Annotated in this window: 14 protein-coding genes; 11 read left to right on the top strand and 3 right to left on the bottom strand. The window is 64.3% G+C overall.

Going from position 1 to position 17,850, the window contains the following annotated elements:
* Positions 1-122: 122 nt before the first annotated feature.
* Entirely contained in the window at positions 123-842 is a 720-nt protein-coding gene (locus FHY55_RS14320; protein ID WP_140014845.1) for a hypothetical protein, read from the bottom strand.
* Between the two features lie 213 nt (positions 843-1,055).
* Here FHY55_RS14320 and FHY55_RS14315 point away from each other — a divergent pair, with 213 nt between their 5' ends.
* A complete protein-coding gene (locus FHY55_RS14315; protein WP_140014844.1) occupies positions 1,056-3,431 on the top strand; it encodes an ATP-dependent helicase in 2,376 nt (791 codons plus the stop codon).
* 193 nt (positions 3,432-3,624) lie between these two features.
* Here FHY55_RS14315 and FHY55_RS14310 read toward each other — a convergent pair whose 3' ends face one another.
* Both FHY55_RS14310 and FHY55_RS14305 read right to left on the bottom strand, forming a co-directional pair.
* The gene (locus tag FHY55_RS14310) at positions 3,625-4,509 is read right to left on the bottom strand and encodes an NAD(P)-dependent oxidoreductase (RefSeq protein WP_140014843.1); all 885 of its coding nucleotides are present in this window, start codon (positions 4,507-4,509) and stop codon (positions 3,625-3,627) included.
* An 854-nt stretch (positions 4,510-5,363) separates the two neighbouring features.
* Positions 5,364-5,579: a DUF1127 domain-containing protein gene (locus FHY55_RS14305; protein WP_140014842.1), complete on the bottom strand. Its 216-nt coding sequence runs from the start codon at positions 5,577-5,579 to the stop codon at positions 5,364-5,366.
* 248 nt (positions 5,580-5,827) lie between these two features.
* Between FHY55_RS14305 and FHY55_RS14300 the strand changes: the two genes are divergently transcribed.
* The 10 genes from FHY55_RS14300 to murD all read left to right on the top strand — a co-directional run bounded on the left by FHY55_RS14300 (position 5,828) and on the right by murD (position 17,551).
* The gene (locus FHY55_RS14300; RefSeq protein ID WP_140014841.1) at positions 5,828-6,907 is read left to right on the top strand and encodes an Mrp/NBP35 family ATP-binding protein; all 1,080 of its coding nucleotides are present in this window, start codon (positions 5,828-5,830) and stop codon (positions 6,905-6,907) included.
* Positions 6,908-7,559: 652 nt separating this feature from the next.
* Positions 7,560-8,066: a division/cell wall cluster transcriptional repressor MraZ gene (gene mraZ / locus FHY55_RS14295; protein WP_140014840.1), complete on the top strand. Its 507-nt coding sequence runs from the start codon at positions 7,560-7,562 to the stop codon at positions 8,064-8,066.
* 3 nt (positions 8,067-8,069) lie between these two features.
* On the top strand, positions 8,070-9,074 hold the full coding sequence (gene rsmH / locus FHY55_RS14290) for a 16S rRNA (cytosine(1402)-N(4))-methyltransferase RsmH (RefSeq protein ID WP_140014839.1): 1,005 nt from the start codon (positions 8,070-8,072) through the stop codon (positions 9,072-9,074).
* 6 nt (positions 9,075-9,080) lie between these two features.
* Entirely contained in the window at positions 9,081-9,440 is a 360-nt protein-coding gene (locus FHY55_RS14285) for a cell division protein FtsL (protein ID WP_140014838.1), read from the top strand.
* Positions 9,437-11,218, top strand: coding sequence for a penicillin-binding protein 2 (locus FHY55_RS14280; protein WP_140014837.1), 1,782 nt, complete (start codon positions 9,437-9,439; stop codon positions 11,216-11,218). Before FHY55_RS14285 ends, FHY55_RS14280 begins: the two co-directional genes overlap by 4 nt.
* A 24-nt stretch (positions 11,219-11,242) precedes the next feature.
* A complete protein-coding gene (locus tag FHY55_RS14275) occupies positions 11,243-12,733 on the top strand; it encodes a UDP-N-acetylmuramoyl-L-alanyl-D-glutamate--2,6-diaminopimelate ligase (RefSeq protein ID WP_140014836.1) in 1,491 nt (496 codons plus the stop codon).
* Positions 12,730-14,154 carry a UDP-N-acetylmuramoyl-tripeptide--D-alanyl-D-alanine ligase gene (murF, locus tag FHY55_RS14270; RefSeq protein ID WP_140014835.1) on the top strand — a complete coding sequence of 475 codons (1,425 nt, stop codon included), beginning with the start codon at positions 12,730-12,732 and terminating at the stop codon, positions 14,152-14,154. Before FHY55_RS14275 ends, murF begins: the two co-directional genes overlap by 4 nt.
* A gap of 33 nt (positions 14,155-14,187) precedes the next feature.
* Complete coding sequence (mraY, locus tag FHY55_RS14265; RefSeq protein WP_140014834.1) at positions 14,188-15,273, top strand: phospho-N-acetylmuramoyl-pentapeptide-transferase; 1,086 nt, start codon at positions 14,188-14,190, stop codon at positions 15,271-15,273.
* Positions 15,270-15,941, top strand: coding sequence for an SDR family NAD(P)-dependent oxidoreductase (locus tag FHY55_RS14260; RefSeq protein ID WP_217524697.1), 672 nt, complete (start codon positions 15,270-15,272; stop codon positions 15,939-15,941). The genes mraY and FHY55_RS14260 overlap by 4 nt, the downstream gene beginning before the upstream one ends.
* Positions 15,942-16,147: 206 nt before the next feature.
* Positions 16,148-17,551 carry a UDP-N-acetylmuramoyl-L-alanine--D-glutamate ligase gene (gene murD, locus FHY55_RS14255; RefSeq protein ID WP_140014833.1) on the top strand — a complete coding sequence of 468 codons (1,404 nt, stop codon included), beginning with the start codon at positions 16,148-16,150 and terminating at the stop codon, positions 17,549-17,551.
* The last annotated feature ends 299 nt before the right edge of the window (positions 17,552-17,850 follow it).

The following is a 17,850-nucleotide window of genomic DNA, read 5'->3' as shown; positions in this document are numbered from 1 at the left end:
TGTCTTCTCCGTATTTCCGCATTGCAGCGCGGATGATTGTTACGGAGATTTCATCTGAGGGAAAGGGGAATGCTGCATTGCAGCGGTAAGCGCGGCAGGTTTGTGTTTGGTGCAGGCCCGCCTTAGCCCTGCAAAACTTGGCTTTCCGCGCTGCGCAATGTGGCTGCAGGATCACCGGCGGTGTCGGGGCTCTTGTGCCAGGTGGTGGTGGTTTCCTCATTGGTGGCGCGCGGCGTGTTGCGCTCGATCCGCTCTGCGGTGCGGCGGAGTTGGCTGACAAGGCTGCTGACGTTGCGACAGGTGGCGGCGAGCCCCTCGGCCTGTACTGCGAGGCGCGCCGGTGACAGCTCGGCGGCCGCCATCGTGGCGATGCCTTCAAGAAAGACGGTGACGCGAGACAGGTGCCAATCTGCCTCCACCGCCTGATCGCGGATGGTGGAGAGCGAGCATTGCGCCAGCGTGGCCGCTTCCGGGCGCAGCACAAGCGCGGTGCCGATCACGCGCTCGCCACCATCGGGCAGACGGACCCGTTGAAGGGAGGTATCCCATTCTTGCCGCTGCCCGGCGATGGTGAGCTTTTCGACGTAGCGCAAAGGCTCGGGGCTGCGGGTGCATTCGTGATAGCGGGCGCAGGCCCAATCGGCATCGGCCTCGGGCAGCAGCGCCGTTACCTCGCGCCCGGCAACCTCTGTGGCGTTCATGCCGGAGGCGTTGGCGTGGGCGGTGTTGATGCACAAGAGCACCCAGGGCGCATCCGGCGCGCGCCGTTCAACCGCGAACATCGGCACCTCGAATCCATCAAGCAGTTGCTTCAAATCCCCCGGCTCGCGCTGCTGAAACATCAGTCTCTCCTTACTGGATGTTGGGGGATGCTAGGCCGAGGCGGTTAACGCTTGTTAAAGGTGGGGCGGCGAAACGCTGAGACTGAGGGGTAAAATATCAACGATATCGTAAGGTTAACCCAAGTTTACGATGATCCGCTTGGTCTGGCGAGCACGGAACACAACGCGAACGCGCATCTTCCCCTCGGAGGCGGGAGCGGTTACACTCGCGCCATGAGCAGTCCGCAACAAGAACAGGCCCTGTCGCTCTCGCAGCAGGCGGTGGCCGCCCGACCCGCGCCCTATCTTGATGGGCTGAATCCCGCACAGCGTGAGGCGGTGGAGCAGCTTGACGGGCCGGTGCTGATGCTTGCGGGCGCGGGCACCGGCAAGACGAAGGCGCTGACCACGCGGATCGCGCACCTGTTGCTGACCCAGCGCGCGCGGCCCAATGAAATTCTCGCGGTGACCTTCACCAACAAGGCCGCACGAGAAATGAAAAATCGCGTGGCCGGGTTGATGGGGCAGGCGGTGGAGGGGATGCCGTGGTTGGGCACCTTCCACGCGATCTGCGTGAAGCTGCTACGCCGCCATGCCGAATTGGCCGGGCTGAAGAGCAACTTCACCATCCTTGATACCGATGACCAGTTAAGGCTTCTTAAACAGCTCGTCGCCGCTGCGGGTATCGACGACAAGCGCTGGCCCGCGCGGATGCTTGCCGGGATCATCGACCAGTGGAAGAACCGGGCCCTCACACCCGACAAGGTGCCCGCCGCCGATGCCGGGGCCTATGACCACAAGGGCGTGGCGATCTACCGTGAGTATCAGAACAGGTTGAAGACGCTGAACGCGGTCGATTTTGGCGACCTGCTGCTGCACATGGTCACGATCTTCCAAGAGCATGAGGATGTGCTGGCGCAGTATCAGCGCTGGTTTCGCTACATTCTTGTGGACGAGTATCAGGACACCAACGTGGCCCAATATCTGTGGCTGCGGCTGCTGGCGCAGGGGCACAAGAACATTTGCTGCGTGGGCGACGACGACCAGTCGATTTATGGCTGGCGGGGCGCTGAAGTGGGCAACATCCTGCGGTTTGAAAAGGATTTTCCCGGCGCGCATGTGGTGCGGCTGGAGCAGAACTATCGTTCGACGCCGCATATTCTGGGCGCTGCCGGGGGCGTGATTGCCGCCAACAAGGGGCGGCTGGGCAAGGAGCTGTGGACCGAGGCCGAAGAGGGCGAGAAGGTGCGCCTCATCGGCCATTGGGACGGCGAGGAAGAGGCTCGCTGGATCGGCGATGAGCTGGAGGCGATGCAGGGCGGCACGCGGGGAATGCGGCCTATCGGGTTGAACGAATGTGCAATTTTGGTGCGTGCCAGCCACCAGATGCGGGCGTTTGAAGACCGGTTTCTGACCATCGGCTTGCCCTACCGGGTGATCGGGGGGCCGCGGTTTTATGAGCGGATGGAGATCCGCGATGCGATGGCCTACTTCCGCGTGGCCGTCAGTCCGGACGATGATTTGGCGTTTGAACGGATCGTCAATACGCCCAAGCGGGGCTTGGGCGAAAAGGCGATTCAGAAGATGCAGCGGGCGGCGCGGGCGAACGGGGTTTCGCTGTTTGAAGGCGCGCGGATTCTGGTGGCCTCTGGCGAGCTGACGGGCAAGGCCAAGGGGCAACTCGGGGCGCTGCTGGAAGGGTTTGGCCGGTGGCATGGCGGGGCGTTGAACGAGGACGACCACATCGAGCTGGCCGAGCAGATTCTTGAAGAATCCGGCTACACCGACATGTGGCAAAACGACAAAACGCCCGAGGCGCCGGGGCGGCTGGAGAACCTGAAGGAACTGGTGAAGGCGCTGGAATCCTTTGAGAATCTGCAAGGGTTTCTGGAGCACGTCGCGCTGATCATGGACAATGAGAGCGAGGATGACGGGCCCAAGGTTTCTATCATGACGCTGCATGCGGCGAAGGGGCTGGAGTTTCCCGCCGTGTTCTTGCCGGGCTGGGAAGACGGGCTGTTTCCGAGCCAGCGCAGCATGGATGAGAGCGGGGTGAAGGGGCTCGAGGAGGAGCGGCGGCTGGCCTATGTGGGGATCACCCGGGCCGAGGAGCTTTGCACGATTTCCTTTGCGGGCAACCGGCGGATTTATGGCCAGTGGCAAAGCGCCCTGCCGAGCCGGTTTATCGACGAACTGCCGGGCGAGCATGTGGAAGTGCTGACGCCTCCGGGGCTCTACGGTGGCGGCTATGGCGCGGCGGCCGGGCCGGGCATGGGCGGCGGCAGCGGCGGCGAAATTCGCTCGACTTTACACGAGGATGCGGCGCGGGCGGATGGCTATAAGTCGCCGGGCTGGAAGCGGCTTCAGGCGCGGGCGCAGGTGCGTGGGATGAGCCAGCCGAAGGAGAGCCGGAACATGGTGATCGACGCTGAGGCGGTGTCATCGCACAGCGTGGGGGAGCGGGTGTTTCACCAGAAATTCGGCTATGGCGCGATTACCGGAATCGAGGGCGACAAGCTTGAAATCGCTTTTGAAAAAGCGGGCGTGAAGAAGGTTGTGGCCAAGTTCGTGGTGCCTGCGTCGAGCGCGGCGGATGATATTCCGTTCTAGGCGCGGTGGGTTAGCTTTCGGCCATTAACTCCGAAAAGCTGTGGGCAACATCCTGTGCACAAGTGATGCACAGCCCATGCACATGTCATTTGACATGGGCGCGTTAATCAAAGTGGCGTGCGGTGGTGATGCGAGGGCCTCTTTTCGGCGAGATCCTTGGGTCAGACCCGAGGATGACGGTGGAGAGGGACGATCAGAGTTCGCTTCGCCAGTCATACTTCGGCGAAAACCCAACCAGCCGTTTGGCCTTCTCGTTGGTGAAGAAGGTCTCGTGCTCGCCCATCTCGCGGGTTTGCGGCACGCCCTCGTAGAATTGCGCGATCAACTCGGAGGTTGGCGCGGCGACGGAGTGAGTGTCGTTCGCCACGTTGAACACCTCGTAGCCAAGCCCATCGGTGCGCAGGCAGCATTCTACCATCTGCCCAAGATCCCGGGCGTCGATATAGGCAAAGAAGTTGCGGAGGCGCTTTTCGGGGGCGTTGATGAAGCCGGGGAACATCTCGGCGTATTCGTGCGGCTCGATCACGTTGTTGATGCGCAACCCGTAGATGTCGGCCCCGCTGCGGCGCTGGAAGCTGCGGGCCGTGGCCTCGTTGACCACCTTTGACATGGCGTAGCTGTCTTCGGGCTCGGTGGGGTGCGCCTCATCGACGGGGATATGTTCGGGCTTGCGCTCACCATCGGCGAAGCAGATGCCGTAGGTGGTTTCGGACGAGGCGAAAATCACCTTGCGGACACCGGCTTTGAGCGCGGCGTCGATCACGTTGTAGGTGCCAAGTGTGTTGACGCGGAAGCATTCGGCGTCGCCCGTCACCATGATGCGCGGGACGGCGGCGAAGTGCACGACGGCATCGAAGGCGGGCACGCCGGTGCCGGGCTCCAGCTCATCGAAATCGGCATAGGCGCGCATGGCGTCATGCATTGCGCCGAGGTCGGTAATATCGGCAATGCGGTTGAGAGCACCGGGGACATTGCAGGGGGTGAGATCGACGTTCAGCACGCGATGGCCCTGCTCGAGCAGGTATTGAACAGCGTGACGGCCGGCCTTGCCGGAGCCGCCGGTGAAGAGAATGCGCATGGGGGGTCTCCTTTTGCGCGCAGACTATCCGGGGGCGTCGGGGTGCGAAAGCAGAAGGCGGGCTGGGTGGGGGGAGATCCTCGGGTCAAGCCCGGGGATGACAGCCCGGGCCGGAAAATAAAAAGCGGCGATGCTCGGGAGGAGGTGAGCATCGCCGCCAATATCAGATCACCCAGGGAGGAGGTCGGGTGCCTGAATTCTGATCCCTTCCTGAAGGAAGGGTGGGGCGGCTGCCTCGGGAGGAGGTGAGGCGCCGCCCCTATGCTTCCGGGGGCCCAGGGAGGAGGTCGGGCGACCCGAAACCGGTTGTTAGAGCGGCGGGCACCCCGGGAGGAGGATGGGGGCCCGCCTGATATCGGTAGGCCCAGGGAGGAGGACGGGCCGTCCGAAACCGAATTGGGTGGCGGCCTGCCCGGGAGGAGGTGGGCTGCCGCCGGATCTCAAGGGCCCAGGGAGGAGGAGAGGGCACCTCGAAACCGAAACTTGGGGGCGGTGACCTCGGGAGGAGGATGAGGTCACCGCCTATCTCGGTAGGCCCAGGGAGGAGGACGGGCCGTCCGAAACCGAATTGGGTGGCGGCTTGCCCGGGAGGAGGTGGGCTGCCGCCGGATCTCGAAGGCCCAGGGAGGAGGAGAGGGCGCTCCGAAACCGAAACTTTGGGCGGCGGCGATGCTCGGGAGGAGGTGAGCATCGCCGCCTTATGACAGAACGCCCAGGGAGGAGGACGGACGTTCTGATCTCTAATACGCGCCTCCGGTTAACCGGAGGTTTGCGGCGGCGACACCGGGAGGAGGTGGTGTCGCCGCCGATACCGAAGAGCCCAGGGAGGAGGAGAGGGCTCTTCGTATCCTGTGTCAGGCGCCGTAAGCGGCCTGGTAGGCGACCGAGCGGATCATCGACGGTGCAATGCCGAGGTCGGCGAGGTCGCGGTTGGTCAGGCCCTGAAGCTCACGGAGCGTCTGACGGTACACGCGGCGCTTGGCTGCGTTTTCGCGACGGGCTTCGACGAAGGCTTCGATGCGGCCAAGGAAGCCGGTGTGGGCGGTGTTGTGTGCGGTTGCGTAAGCCATGGTGGCTGTGTCCTTAGTAATGTCGTAGCGGTGGTAGAGCCGTTCTGTGCTCCGTTTGTTGAGATCAATGTAGGCAATTGCTGCACCTGCACAAACCCCTTTTGCTGCAACGCGGCTATGCACGGGGTGAATAGGTCAAAGAGCTGGAGATTCAGGGCGTTAAGGCTAAATTTTGAGCGACGAATAAAGTGCAGCAGAAATGACGCCACGTTAAAACAGCGGGCGCCGGATGGAAAGAAGGGGGCGAAATGCCTGTAGATAAGGGCGATATCCAAAGCGCATTGACGAAAGTGGGGCTTGCGGATGGTGGCGACTTAGTATCTCGCGATATGATTCGTGCGTTGCAGATCAGCGACAGTGGCGAGGTTAAGTTTGTTATCGAAGCGCCGGATGCAGATGCGGCATCGCGCATGGAGCCGATTCTCGAAGCCGCCAAGGCGGCGGTGCGTGCGGTTGAAGGTGTTTCTTCCGTTTCGGCCTTGCTCACGGCGCATAGCGCGGCCCCGCAGGCCCCCAAGGCGCCACCCAGCCTCAAGGTGGGGCGGCATCCCACCCCGCAGGCCGGGCCACAGAAGATTCCGGGTGTGGAGCGGATCATTGCGGTGGGCTCTGGCAAGGGTGGCGTTGGCAAAAGCACGGTTTCGGCGAATCTCGCGGTGGCGCTGGCGCGCGAGGGCCGGAAGGTTGGCCTGCTCGACGCTGATATATACGGACCGAGCCAGCCGCGGATGATGGGGGTGAACAAGCGCCCCGCCAGCCCGGACGGTGAGCGGATTTTGCCGTTGCATGCGCATGGCGTCACTTTCATGTCGATCGGGCTGATGCTGGAAGAGGCGCAGGCGGTGATCTGGCGCGGGCCGATGCTGATGGGCGCACTCCAGCAGATGATGACTCAGGTGGAGTGGGGCGAGCTTGATGTGCTGATCGTCGACTTGCCGCCGGGCACGGGTGATGTGCAGCTGACGCTGTGCCAGCGCTACCCGATCACCGGCGCCGTGGTGGTGAGCACGCCGCAGGATGTGGCGCTGATAGATGCCCGCAAGGCGATCGACATGTTCGGCAAGCTCAAGACCCCGGTTCTGGGGCTGATCGAGAACATGACTACTTATATATGTCCGAACTGCGGACATGAGGCGCATCTCTTTGGCCACGGCGGCGTGGCGGCGGAGGCCGAGAAGATGGGTGTGCCGTTGCTGGCGCAATTGCCGCTGGAGCTGGAAACCCGGCTGGGCGGCGACAAGGGCTTGCCGATTGCGGCGGGCGCGGGGCCTGCGGCGGAGGCCTACGCCCAGCTTGCACGCGGGCTGGTGAGCGGCGGAATGGGCTGACACCGGGCCGAACTGGGAAATTGCCCCACCCATGGGAGATCATGGGATGCGATGTGGGAATTCACGGGATCACCAGTGAATCGCGGCGAATCGCGCGCCTGTGATGGGGCGGATTCGGGCCGTTAAGGGGGGATTCAGGCAGGAGATATGGCCTGAATCCCCCTTGATTTGGCCGTGCTGCAAAGTTTTTTAGGGAAAACGAGGGAATTTTTGCCCGCACAGAGCGGCACTATATCTAGTGGCTGCGTCGCGCTCCATCACCATAAATTCCGTGTTTTGGCTAAAAATCCTGTGATCGGACGGAACCGGCGGGGCCTTGCTTGTGCCTCCTTTGGCATTTGTGGGTGAAAGTGTTGTTGCCTCCCACGATTTCCCATGGCATACCTAATCCCAAGATGAAGACGGGAACACAAAGCGACGCAAGATCGCAAACTCCCAAAAGTCAGGCAGGCTTTCATACAGGCACCCGCTTTCATCTGAACGAAGAGATCCGGCGCGCGAGCGAGCAGACATCCCCCCAGGTGGCGCGCGCAGTCGGACACCCAGAAATGGGACGAGGGCGGCGGATTGGGCACATGGCAGCAGCTCAATCCGCCGTTTTCATTTTCGGGGTCCAAAACCGGGCCTCGCGGGACAATGAGGGAGCGACGATTTGGGTCGCAGGTTCAGAGGCGAGAGCCACCACAAGGTGGACACGAAGGGCAGGGTGAGCATCCCGGCCCTGTTTCGCCATGTGCTGGCCGCAGAAGACCCCGATTGCTCCGAGGGCGACGCGCCCAACCTCGTGATCGTTTATGGCGACAAGCGCCAGGATCACCTGAAGTGTTACACCGTCAACGCGATCAACGAGATTGACGAGAAGATTGCCGCCATGCCGCGTGGCACCAAGCAGCGGCGTTACCTTGAGCGGCTCTATTCCGGTATGTCCCTGCCCACGCAGGTTGACGAGACCGGGCGGCTGGTGCTGCCCGCCAAGTTGCGCGAGAAGATCGGCCTTGAGAAAGAGGCCTTCTTTATCGCCACGGGTGACAGCTTTCAGATTTGGAAGCCGGAGACCTATGACGAGGTTCACGGCGTGGATGACGAAGAGTGGCTGGACGAGATGGGCGATGATTTCGACCCGCTGGAGCTGCTCGACAGCGTCCAAAGCGAGGGTTGAGCGATGGCGGCGGCCGAAAGCCTTTCGCCAGACACGCCCGCAGGGCCGCCGCATGTTCCGGTTCTCATTGATCCTTTGATCGAGAACGCCGCACCGGTGGCTGGCCACTGGGTGGATGGCACCTTTGGCGCGGGCGGATATGCGCGCCAGCTTCTGGCGGCGGGCGCGGAGCGGGTGAGCGGGATCGACCGAGACCCGAGCGCCGTGGAAAACGCAGCGGAGATGATCGCGGAATTTGCGCCCCGGCTGGAGGTGCTTGAGGGCCGGTTTTCGCAGATGGGCGACTTGGTGGAGGGGCCGGTTGACGGCGTGGTGCTCGACCTTGGCGTCTCTTCGATGCAGCTCGATCAGGCGGAGCGGGGCTTTTCGTTCATGCGGGACGGTCCGCTGGATATGCGGATGGCCAGCGATGGCCCAAGCGCTGCTGACCTCGTGAACGAGGCCGATGAGGCGCATTTGGCGGATATCATTCACTTTTACGGCGAAGAGCGGGCAGCGCGGCGGATTGCCAAGGCAATCGTGAAGGCGCGGCCCTTCAGCCGGACGCTGGAGCTGGCCGAGGTGGTATCTTCCTGCCTGCCCAAGCCGCGACCGGGGCAGGTGCACCCGGCAACGCGCAGCTTTCAGGGCATTCGCATCGCAGTGAACGACGAATTTGGCGAGCTGATTGCCGGGCTTGAGGCGGCGGAGGGCCTGCTGGCCGAGGGCGGTGTGCTGGCGGTTGTCACCTTTCATTCGCTCGAAGACCGGGTGGTGAAGCGCTACCTCGCCGCGCGCTCGGGCGCCGCCCCGCGCGGCAATCGCTATGCGCCCGAGGTTGCGGCCCCGCCGGCCCCCTTTGCGCCGATCACGCGCAAGGCGGTGGCCCCCTCGGAGGAAGAGACCGCCACCAACCCGCGCGCGCGTTCGGCCAAGCTGCGCATGGCGCGGCGCACGGGCGAGGCGGGGGGCGAGGTTGACAGGGCACAAATGGGCCTGCCGGGCCCGAAACATTGGTGGAAAGGGTAAGGACGGATGCGTGGCTTCTTCTATGTCATCTCGGCGCTGGCGGTGATGGGCCTGGCCTTTTGGGCCTATCATGAGAACTACCAGACACAGAAAGCCCAGAAGGATATGGCCAAGCTGCGCGGCGAGATCCGCGCGCTCTATGACACCCGCGCGATGCTGCGGGCTGAATGGGCCTATCTCAACCGCCCCGAGCGGCTGGCCGAACTGGCGGAGCTGAACTTTACCCGGCTTGGGCTGCTGCCTTTCGGGGCCGAGCAGTTTGGACGGGTCGACCAGGTGGGCTTCCCGGCTGAGGAGCCGCTTCCGATTACCGATCCGGTAGAAATCAGCGGCACGCTGGATGACGAAGAGGAGCAGACCCCATGACCCGCACCCCGCTGCGCCCGTTGGCCCGCGTCATTGCTGCGCGCCAGAGCGGGCAGAACCCCGATGCCATCGAGCGCGAGAACCTGCGCAAGCGCAATGAGGAGCAGCGTGACAAGCTGCGATTCCGCGCCGAGGGGCGGTTGTTTGTGCTGGGCGTGTGCTTCTTTTGCGCCTTCGTGGTGATCGGCGCGCGGATGGGGCACCTTGCGGCCTCGGTTCCCGCCGAGCCGACCAGCGGCGGCGTGGCCGAGCTGATCAGCGCCACCCGGGCCGACATTGTTGACCGGCAGGGCCGGGTGCTGGCCACCAACCTTTCGACTCACTCTCTTTATGCCCAGCCGCCGCATATGGTGGAAAAGGAGCGTGCCGCCGAGGAGCTGGCGAAGATCTTCCCCGATCTGGACGTGGAAAAGCTGAAGCGGCAGTTCACCGGCAAGCGCAAGTTTGTGTGGGTGAAGAAGAAGATCAGCCCCGAGCAGATGCAGGCGGTGCATGACATTGGCGAGCCGGGGCTGCTGTTTGGCCCGCGCGAGATGCGGCTTTATCCCAATGGCAAGCTGGCGGCGCACATCCTTGGCGGCGCGAGCTTTGGCCGCGAGGGGGTGCATAGCGCCGAGGTTGTGGGCGTTGCGGGCGTGGAAAAGCAGTTTGACGAGCTGCTGCGTGACCCGGCCCGCGCCGGCAAGCCGCTTGAGCTGACCATCGACCTCACCGTGCAGGCGGTGACGGAAGAGGTGCTTTATGGCGGCATGAAGCTGATGAACGCCAAGGGTGCCAGCGCGGTGCTGATGGATGTGCACAGCGGCGAGATCATCGCCATGGCCAGCCTGCCGGACTTTGACCCAAACAACCGCCCGCGCCCGCTGACCAGTGGTGACCAATCTGACAGCCCGCTGTTCAATCGGTCGGTGCAGGGTGTGTATGAGCTTGGCTCGACCTTCAAGATTTTTGCCGCCGCTCAGGCGATGGAGTTGGGGCTGGTGAACCCGGACACGGTGATCAACACCAAGGGCCCGCTGACATGGGGCAAGCACCGGATTCGCGATTTCCACAACTACGGCAATGAGCTGAGTGTGACGAAGATCATCGTGAAGTCTTCCAACATCGGCACGGCGCGGCTGGCGATGGACATTGGCGCAAAGCGGCAGCGGGAGTTCCTCGGCCAGCTGGGCTTTTTGGAGCCGACCCCGGTGGAGATGGTAGAGGCCCCGACGGGCAAGCCGCTGCTGCCGCCGAATTGGTCGGAAATCTCCACGATGACGATCAGCTACGGCCACGGCCTTTCGGCCAGCCCGCTGCATCTGGCGACGGGATACGCCTCTCTTTTGAATGGGGGAACAAGGGTTTACCCGACGCTCCTGAAGCAGAGCGTGAACAAGACCGGGCCCCGCGTGGTGAGTGCGCGCACATCGGAGCGTGCGCGAATTATGCTACGCAAGGTTGTGACCGAGGGCACCGCCAGCTTTGGCGAAGTGGAGGGCTATGCGGTGGGTGGCAAGACTGGCACCGCCGACAAGCCCAAGCCGCGGGGTGGCTATTACAAGGACAAGGTGATTGCCACTTTCGCCACCGTCTTCCCGGCCCATGACCCGAAGTACGTGCTGGTTGTCAGCCTTGATGAACCGGTGGAACTGACCGGCCCCAAGCCGCGCCGCACGGCGGGCTGGACGGCGGTGCCGGTGACGGCAGAGATGATCCGCCGCGTCGCCCCGCTTCTTGGCCTTCGGCCAAGCGTTGAACCCGGCGCTGAAGCTGCGATAGTAAAGGCCTCGAATTGAGCAGAAAGCAGGGGTCAGCCAGCGATGAGCGAGAGAGCAAAAGTAAGATCGCTGGCAGAGCTGGGGCTGACCGCTCAGGGCGGGGCTGAAGCGCGGATCGCCGGGCTCGCGGTGGACAGCCGCGATGTGGAAGAGGGCTTTCTCTTCGCGGCGCTGCCGGGCGTGAACATTCATGGCGCAGAGTTCGTGGGCTACGCGTTGCGCATGGGCGCGAGCGCGGTGCTGACTGATGCCGAGGGCGCGGCGCTGGCCGCTGAGGCGCTGCGCGATTTCAACGCGGCGCTGGTGGTGGTGGAAGACCCGCGCGGCGCGCTGGCGATGGCGGCGGCGCTGTGGTTTGGCGCCCAGCCCGATGTGATGGTGGCCGTGACCGGCACCAACGGCAAGACAAGCGTGGCCAGCTTTACCCGACAGATCTGGATGGCGATGGGCCTTGCGGCGGTGAACCTTGGCACCACCGGGGTAGAGGGCGCGTGGGAATATCCGCTGAAGCACACCACTCCCGAGCCGATCACCCTGCACCGCGCGCTGGCGGCGGCGGTGGAGGAGGGGGTGACCCATGCCGCGATGGAGGCCAGCTCGCACGGGCTGGCACAGCGGCGGCTGGATGGCGTGGGGCTGGCGGCGGCGGGCTTCACCAATTTCACGCAGGATCATCTCGATTATCACGAGACCTTTGAAGACTACTTCAACGCCAAGGCGCGGTTGTTTCATCGGGTGCTGGCCGACGATGCGCCGGCGGTGATCAACATGGAAGATGCGCGCGGCCCCGAGATGGCGGCGATTGCCGAGGAGGCGGGCCATGCGGTGCTGCGGGTGGGCCGCGATGAGGGCTATGAGCTTTGCATCATTTCGCAGCGGTTCGATGCGACTGGGCAAGACCTGCGGTTTTTGCATGAGGGCACGCCGCGGCAGGTGCGGTTGGGGCTGATTGGGGGCTTTCAGGCGGAAAACGTGATGGTGGCCACCGGGCTTGTGATCGCCAGCGGGGCGGATCCGGTGGAGGTGTTCAACGCGCTGCCGCAGCTGGTGACGGTGCGGGGCCGGATGCAGCTGGCCGCCACCCGCCAGAACGGTGCGGCGGTGTTTGTGGATTACGCCCATACGCCGGACGCGCTGGAAACCGCGCTGAAGGCGCTGCGCCCGCATGTGATGGGCCGCCTTGTGGTGGTTTACGGCGCAGGCGGCGACCGCGACACAGGCAAGCGCCCGTTGATGGGCGAGGCGGCGCGAGACCATGCCGATGTGCGGATCGTGACAGATGACAACCCGAGATCGGAAGACCCATCGGCCATCCGCGCGGCCATTCTGCAGGCCGATCCGGAGGCCACCGAGGTGGGCGACAGGTCTGAGGCGATCTTGCGCGGCGTCGATGCGCTGGGGCCGGGCGATGCGCTGCTGATTGCGGGCAAGGGGCATGAGACCGGGCAGATCGTGGGGGATGATGTGTTTCCCTTTGACGATGTGGAGCAGGCCTCGATTGCCGTGGCCGCGCTTGATGGGCAGATGACATGAGCGCCTTGTGGACGGCTGCCGATGCGGCGCAGGCCACGGGCGGCCAGGCGCGGGGCGGCGATTGGGCGGCCACCGGGCTTTCGATCGACACCCGCAGCATTGTGCCCGGCGAGATGTTCGTGGCGTTGAAAGATGTGCGCGACGGGCATGACTTTGTTGCCGATGCGCTGGCCAAGGGCGCGGCGGCGGCGCTGGTGAGCCGCGTTCCGGAGGGCTGCGAAGAGGCCCCGCTGCTGATCGTGCCGGATGTGCTGGAGGGCCTTGAGGCGCTGGGCCGGGCGGGCCGGGCACGCAGCCGCGCCAAGGTGGCGGGTGTCACCGGCTCGGTGGGCAAGACCTCGACCAAGGAGATGTTGCGGGCCATTCTTGCGCGGCAGGGCAGGGTGCACGCGGCCGAAAAGAGCTTCAACAACCATTGGGGCGTGCCGCTGACGCTGGCGCGGATGCCGGTGGATGCCGATTTTGCCGTGATCGAGATTGGCATGAGCAACCCCGGCGAGATTGCACCGCTGGCGCGTATGGCGCGGCCCGATGTGGCGATGATCACCACGGTCGCCCCGGCCCATATGGCGGCCTTTGGCTCGCTGGAGGGGATTGCCCGCGAGAAGGCGAGCATCTTCGAGGGGCTGGAGCCGGGCGGCGTGGCGGTGATCAATGGCGATCTTGAGACCACGCCGATTTTGCGCGCTGCCGCCGAGGCGGCTGGCGGGACGGTTGTAACCTTTGGGAAAGACGGCGAATTTGCGCTGGGCAAGGTGGTGCTGACGGAGGGGCAGACGGTGGCGGAGGCGCGGCTGCACGACCGGTCGGCGCTGTTCAAGCTGACCACGCCGGGCACGCATTTTGCGATGAACGCGCTGGGGGCGCTGGCGGTGGCGGAGGCGCTGGGGGCCGATGCGGGGCTTGCCACGGCGGACCTTGCGAAGTGGACGCCCTATGAAGGACGCGGCGCGAAAGAAGAGGTCACCACAGACCCGGCCCATGCGGGTGGGTTTTTGACCCTGTTTGACGACAGTTACAACGCCAACCCGGCCTCCATGGCGGCCTCGCTGGAAATGCTGGCCACCACCGCGCCGCGCGATGGCATCGGGCGGGTGCGCAAGGGCCGCCGGATTGCGGTGATCGGCGATATGCTGGAGCTGGGCCCGGAGGAGAGAGCGCTGCATGCGGCGCTGGCCGGGCTGGGGCCGATGGAGGCGATTGACACGGTGCACACGGTGGGCCCGCTGAGCGAGGCGCTGCACGCTGCATTGCCGGAAGATCAGCGCGGACATCACGCACCTGATGGCGCGGCGATGGCCAAGGAAATCTCGCGGCTGGTGGATGCAGGCGACGTTGTGCTGGTGAAGGCCTCGCTGGGCACCGGGCTGGCGCGGGTTGTTGACGCGATACGGAAAATGGGCCAAGGCAGCCCGAATTAACGACAACGACAAAAGAGAAAGAGGGGCTGGGGCATGCTCTATTGGCTGGCAGAGCTTGGTGACGGGGGCGGGGCGTTCAACCTGTTTCGCTACATCACCTTTCGGGCCGGCGCGGCGTTTTTTACCGCGTTGGTCTTTGGCTTCATCTTCGGGCGGCCGCTCATCAACATGCTGCGCAAGCGCCAGAAGGGCGGCCAGCCCATTCGCGATGACGGCCCGGAAAGCCATATGCTGACCAAGGCGGGCACGCCGACAATGGGGGGCTTGCTGATCCTTTCGGCGCTGACGCTTTCGACGCTGCTCTGCGCAAGGCTCGACAACCCCTATGTCTGGATCGTGCTGCTGGTGACCATTGCCTTCGGGCTGATCGGCTTTGCCGATGACTATGCCAAGGTGAGCAAGCAGAACACCAAGGGTGTGTCGGGCAAGGTGCGCTTTGGCCTTGGCCTGCTGATTTCCGCGCTGGCGGGCACGGCGGCGGCCTGGGTGCATCCGGTGGAGTTGCAGGGCCAGTTGGCGCTGCCGGTGTTCAAGGATGTGCTGATCAACCTCGGCATCTTCTTTGTGCCCTTCTCGATGATCGTGATCGTCGGCTCGGCCAATGCGGTGAACCTGACAGACGGGCTGGACGGCCTTGCGATCATGCCGGTGATGATTGCGGCCGGGACGCTTGGGGTGATTTCCTACGCGGTGGGCCGGGTGGACTTTACCGAATACCTCGACGTGCATTACGTGCCCGGCTCGGGCGAGTTGCTGATTTTCTGCGCCGCGCTGATCGGCGGGGGGCTTGGCTTTTTGTGGTACAACGCGCCGCCTGCCGCCGTGTTCATGGGCGATACCGGCAGCCTTGCGCTTGGCGGGGCCTTGGGTGCGATTGCAGTGGTGACCAAGCACGAGATCGTGCTGGCGATCGTCGGCGGGATCTTCGTGGCCGAGGCGCTCTCGGTGATCATCCAGGTGCTTTACTTCAAGCGCACCGGCAAGCGGGTGTTTCTGATGGCGCCGGTGCACCACCATTTTGAAAAGCGCGGCTGGGCCGAACCGCAGATCGTGATCCGGTTCTGGATCATCTCGCTGATCCTTGCGCTGATCGGGCTGGCGACGCTGAAAATCCGGTGAGTGATGACGGGATCATCCGGCGGGCGCTTGTCACGGGCGGCAACCGGGGGATCGGCTATGCGATTGCCGAAGGGCTGATTGCGCGGGGCCATGAGGTGGTGATTGCCTGCCGCGACGAGGCGGCGGGGGAGGCTGCGGCGGATACGCTGGGGGCCGATCTCTTCGTGATGGACCTCACGCAGCCTGATGACATGCTGTCGCTGCTCGATGGCGAGCCCTTTGACATTCTGGTGAACAACGCGGGCGTGTTTCCGCAAGGGTCGCTGTTTGAAAACCCGGAGGGGTTGTTCGAGGCGATGCAGGTGATGGTGGAAGCGCCGTTTTTGCTGATGCGGGCGCTGGTGCCGGGGATGGCGCTGCGGGGCTGGGGGCGGATCGTGAATGTCTCTTCCGGCTACGGCAGCTTTGCGCAGGGGATGGCGGGGCCGAATGGCTATGGCGTGGCCAAGGCGGCGCTGAACGCGCTGACCTGTGTGTTGCCGAGGGATTTGCCGCCTCATGTGAAGGTGAACGCGATGGACCCGGGCTGGGTGCGCACGCGGATGGGCGGGCCGGAGGCGACCAGCTCGCCCGAGGAGGCTGCGGAAACGGCACTGTGGCTGGCGACCCTGAGCGAGGATGGGCCGACGGGCGGGTTCTTTCGCCGCAAGTTGCCGATTGAGTGGTGACGGGCGGGGTGACGGCGCTCCCCCCACCCACCCACCCCGCGCCGCCACCCCGCCCTTGGCGGCAACGCCTTGGGCCTGAAGGGCAGTGGCGCGTGGCGTTGGCGTGGGATTGAGTATTTTCAGCAAGAAAATGCAGGTGGTTCGGGCGCGATTGCGGGTGGTTGCGCTTAGTTGTAGGCAGGGATCGGGTTGAACGGGAGTTTGCGATGATCCCTGTGCGCGGGTTTGATGGGGCCACTGTGGCAGTTCTTGGGCTGGGGCGCTCTGGCCTCACGGCGGCGCGGGCGCTGGCGGCGGGCGGCGCCGAGGTGATTGGCTGGGACGATGGCGAGAGTGGCCGGGCAAAGGCGGAGGCCGAGGGGATTGCGCTGCGCGATCTGACCAAGCCGGGCGCCTTTGAGGGGGTGGCCAGCTTGGTGGTGTCGCCCGGGATCCCGCATTTGTATCCGGCGCCGCATGCCGCGATTGCCGCTGCGCTTGCGGCGGGGGTGCCGGTGGACAATGACATCGGGCTGTTCTTTCGCTCTTTCGCCACGCCGGAGTGGGACAGGTTTGACGTGGTGCCGAAGGTGGTGGCGGTAACCGGGTCGAACGGCAAGAGCACCACCTCGGCGCTGATCCACCATATCCTGAACGAGGCGGGGCGGGCCTGCCAGCTGGCGGGGAATATCGGGCGCGGGGTGCTGGATATCGAGCCGGTGGGCGATGGTGGCGTGGTGGTGCTGGAGCTTTCGAGCTATCAGACCGATCTGGCCCGGGCGCTGACGCCGGATGTGGCGGTGTTCACCAACCTCAGCCCCGATCACCTCGACAGGCATGGCGGCTTTGGCGGCTATTTCGCGGCCAAGCGGCGGCTGTTTGCAGAGGGCGGGCCGGACCGGGCGGTGATTGGGGTGGATGAGCCCGAGGGGCTGTTTTTGGCCGGACAGATGGCCGAGGGGCCGGGGGATGACCGGGTGATCCGGGTGAGCAGCGGGCAGAAGCTGGCCGGGGCCGGGTGGACTGTGTTTGCGAAGAAGGGCTTCCTAGCCGAATGGCGCAAGGGGCGGCAGGTGGCTTCGGTTGACCTGCGCGATATTCCGGGGCTGCCGGGCGCGCATAACCACCAGAACGCCTGCGCGGCCTATGCGGCCTGTCGCACGCTGGGGCTGGGGCCGAAGGACATTGAACGCGCGTTCCGCAGCTTTGAGGGCCTGCCGCACCGCTCGCAGCGGATTGCCGAGGCGGGGGGTGTTTCCTTCGTCAACGACAGCAAGGCTACCAATGTGGACAGCGCGGCCAAGGCGCTGGCGGCCTTCAATGGTATTCGCTGGATCTGTGGCGGGCTGGAGAAGGAAGGCGGGCTGGAGGGGCTGCAGGGCCAGTTGGGCAATGTGGTGAAAGCCTATGTCATCGGGCGCGAGGCCGAGGGCTTTGCGATGCGGCTGGGCGCGGGTGTGGAGGCGGAAGTGTGCCACACGATGGAAGCGGCCGTGGCGCGGGCGGTGGCCGAGGCACAGCCGGGCGAGACGGTGCTGCTGGCCCCGGCGGCGGCGAGTTTTGACCAATATGACAGCTTCGAAAAGCGGGGCGAGGACTTTGCCGAGCGCGTGCAGGCGGCCCTGCGCTGAACGCGGTCGATCCGAAATCGGGCATTGACGGCGATGCGGAAATGCAGGGTGGGCGAGGCCTGATCTGGCGGTTTTCAGGCAAGAAAACTTGAGTTTTCGATCCCGTTTTTGGCCTGCGCGGGCGGTTTGGGTGCCTCGAAATGAGGCTACAAGATATTGTATAGGCAGCTTTTTATGCCCCAAGGGCAAGTGTGGCAAAATTTCGGCAAATTTCCGCTTTGTTTTTCCGAATCATCCTGTATATCTGGCAGCAAGAGTAGTGAGTAACGCCCCTAACAACAAAATATAGGGCGGACGTA

Source organism: Oceanicola sp. D3 (genome assembly GCF_006351965.1).
Classification (GTDB): Bacteria; Pseudomonadota; Alphaproteobacteria; order Rhodobacterales; family Rhodobacteraceae; genus Vannielia.
Note: the sequence above shows the minus strand (reverse complement) of the source record. Positions and strands in the feature narration are given on the sequence as shown.